This window comes from Blautia sp. CGZ-1-C1 (assembly GCF_056504575.1).
Genome location: NZ_JBWLUT010000017.1, coordinates 1 through 2,966, shown reverse-complemented (window position 1 = coordinate 2,966; position 2,966 = coordinate 1). Strand labels below are relative to the sequence as shown.

3 protein-coding genes and 1 pseudogene are annotated in these 2,966 nt (G+C 41.2%); all 4 read left to right on the top strand.

The features are described from left to right. The first annotated feature begins 34 nt into the window (after positions 1 to 34). Positions 35 to 748 carry an aminotransferase class III-fold pyridoxal phosphate-dependent enzyme gene (locus tag AC058W_RS00955; RefSeq protein WP_479389573.1) on the top strand — a complete coding sequence of 238 codons (714 nt, stop codon included), beginning with the start codon at positions 35 to 37 and terminating at the stop codon, positions 746 to 748. 19 nt (positions 749 to 767) lie between these two features. Continuing rightward, on the top strand, positions 768 to 971 hold the full coding sequence (locus AC058W_RS00950) for a hypothetical protein (protein WP_479389572.1): 204 nt from the start codon (positions 768 to 770) through the stop codon (positions 969 to 971). A 582-nt stretch (positions 972 to 1,553) separates the two neighbouring features. After that, entirely contained in the window at positions 1,554 to 2,678 is a 1,125-nt protein-coding gene (locus AC058W_RS00945; protein WP_479389571.1) for a heparan-alpha-glucosaminide N-acetyltransferase domain-containing protein, read from the top strand. 22 nt (positions 2,679 to 2,700) lie between these two features. Then, positions 2,701 to 2,966, top strand: a pseudogene (locus AC058W_RS00940) (amidohydrolase); the annotation flags it as partial.

Genomic DNA, 2,966 nt, shown 5'->3' with positions numbered 1-2,966 from the left:
CATCTAATGCTTGGGGGGACTGACGCATGAGCCGGTGGAAAAGCTTTCTGCGAAGCTACAGGAATTTCTGCCAGGAGATCTGGATTATTGCTTTTTTTCAGATTCAGGAAGTGTTGCTGTGGAGGTTTCGCTTAAAATGGCCCTTCAGTATAACACCAATCAGGGAAGAAAGCGCCCGTTAGTGCTGGCTCTTGAACATGCATATCATGGGGATACCTTTAAGGCAATGGAAGTTGGAGATGACGAGGATTATCATTTTGCTTTTGACAAAAAAGAGGGTGTTGTCCATATTCCGACTGAGATTCCGGCCTTGGAGGAGGCATTTGAACAGTATCATGACCGTCTGAACTGCTTTATTGTGGAGCCTCTTTTACAGGGAGCAGGAGGAATGCGGATGTATGACATTTCATTCCTGAAGAGAGCAAGAGAATTGTGTGACCAGTATGATGTTCTTTTAATTTTTGACGAGGTTGCAACCGGGTTTGGCCGCACAGGGAACCGCTTTGTGGCAGACCTTGTTCTGCCGGATATCCTGGTTCTTGGAAAGGCCCTTACTGGAGGATATATTGGTCATGCTGTCACTGTGGCCAATCATAAGGTATTTGATGCCTTTTACAGTGATGATGACAGACTTGCCTTGATGCATGGCCCTACTTTTATGGGAAATCCACTGGCATGTGCTGTGGCTTTAAAGGGAATTGAGATTTTTGAGCGTGAAGATTATATGAGTAGAGATCCGTCATATTGAACAGGTTTCACGCCGTGAGATGGAAGCGTTCACAGACCCAAGAATCAAAGAGGTCCGCATCATGGGTGGCTGTGTGTGCGTGGAGGTTCATGATTCCGGGGATCTGGAAGGCTTCCAGCAGTTTGCTTATGAGCGGGGTGTGTTCAGCAGGCCATTTTTGAACTATATGTACTCTATGGTTCCGTATGTGATCAGGGACGAGGAGCTTGTACAGAATTTTTGATGTGATGAAAGAATGGTTTACTTTGGAGCATATTTGAGAATGCCGGAGGAATGTCGAGGTCTGACCCTATGAAGTATAGATTGTTCATACAATTAAATAGCAAAAATATAGAGCTTTTGAGAAATCAAAAGCTCTTTTTGTGCCCTAAAGTTGTTCCTGACTAGTGGATATATACGGTCAATGGAGTGTTACTGTTCACACACCACTATCCCGCGAGGTGTTTTGGCATGAATATGCCAAAATCCCGAGACATACCGCGCGAATTTATGCGAATAGCATAAATTCTGTGCATCGCGAAGCGTGTTACTGAGAACGGAGTGAACAGTAACCAATGGAGTCCGAAATAGTGGAGGTCCGTGGACTCATTGACTTGCTATTTGACCTGCTAAATGGTAAAATAAAAATACGCTGGGGAGACTGCGAAGAGCTTGTTCTTTTTGCGCATTACTCTAGAGCGTGTAAAGTATGCTGGAATTGAAAAAACTGCCAGTTGGGTTTGGAAGTTTTCAGGAAATTCGGAAGCTTTTCTGGGTTATCTGTTAGCAGGATTCCTTACTGCCTGAAGGACACGAGGTGAGAAAAATGTTTATATTAAGAGAAAAAGAAGTAAATGTTGGGCGACAGAGGGAACTGGATCTGGTGAAGGGGTTCCTGATGATTATGATAATCTTTATTCATTCATTTCAGACAATAGGAAACATGGAAGCTGTGACATCAAATGCGCATATGGTTCTGTTTACACTATTTATGCCGACAGGTGCCTGTCTTTATTTGTTTGCCATGGGTTTTGGAAGTGTCTTTACGCGGCATTCTAAACCTGAAGATATGGTTAAAAACGGTGTAAAATTACTATTATATCAGGGGTTGAGTAATTATGATGTCTATGCTGCAGCGATAGTGATCAGCTTTGGTATAAGAAATCTGATTGCAGGTGAATCAGCAGTTGGCAGAGAAGCATCTGCGGAAAATCTGTATGCAGCGCTTACGTTTGTAAATATATTTTTTATATCGGGTATGTGTTATCTTGTATTGGCTATATACAGGAAATTAGGAGTAAGCCTGAGAGGTTATATAATAAGTGCCATAATAGTAGCAATCATATCGCCATTTGCAAAATTGCTGGTTTCTGATAATTCGGCAATGAACTGGATCCTGGATATGACTTTTGGCGGAAAAGGTGAGACAAGTTTTTGTTTCTTTCCATATTTAAGTTATGTATTTCTGGGCTATGTTTTTGGAAAGATACTCAGAAGAATTCCTGAGAATGAAAAAGGTGATTTTTACAGGAAGAGCGGGATAATATGCGGAGTGATAGCCGTGATATGGTTTGCATGCTGCATGATATTACATCCGGGCATTGAAGAATTTTTTAATTATATGCTTGAACAGTACAGAATTCCGGGACTTGCAAAGGTAGCAGGAAGTTTCTGTGCGATAATGTTTGTTTTTGCGATTGCATTCTGGATAATGCCGATTATAGAGAAATGGAAATTCGGATATCATAAGCTGTGCTATTATTCAAAACAGATATCTAAGATATATGCTGTACATATAGGTGTATATTATGTGATTGGCGGTTTTGCTGCTTTTGGTGGATTCAGTGTAAAAGGATGCCTGATATGGTCAGTTATTGTGCTGATAGTAACGGATTTGCTGGTTCAGGGATATATTTCGATTGTAAATAAGATAAAGAGTGGAAAAAACTAATAGAAAGCAACAGGAGCATATCATGCACATTCAAAATTATACAGAAGAATTAATTGAACTGAGACGATATTTCCATCAGCATCCAGAGCTTGCGCTTCAGGAGGTAGAAACTTCTTCATATATTCAAAAGTATCTGAAAAATTTAGGGTATGAAGTAAACCATGTAGAACCTACAGGCATTATTGCAGAACTTCCAGGTCTTTCGGACAGAGAGAAAATGGTGGTTCTCAGAGCTGAAATGGATGCGCTGCCAATACAGGAGCAGACGGATATGGCATATGCTTCGGT

Excerpts from the sequence above, each read along its gene's own strand:
- AC058W_RS00950 (WP_479389572.1), top strand. The coding sequence starts at position 768 with ATGGAAGCGTTCACAGACCCAAGAATCAAAGAGGTCCGCATCATGGGT.
- AC058W_RS00945 (WP_479389571.1), top strand. The coding sequence starts at position 1,554 with ATGTTTATATTAAGAGAAAAAGAAGTAAATGTTGGGCGACAGAGGGAA.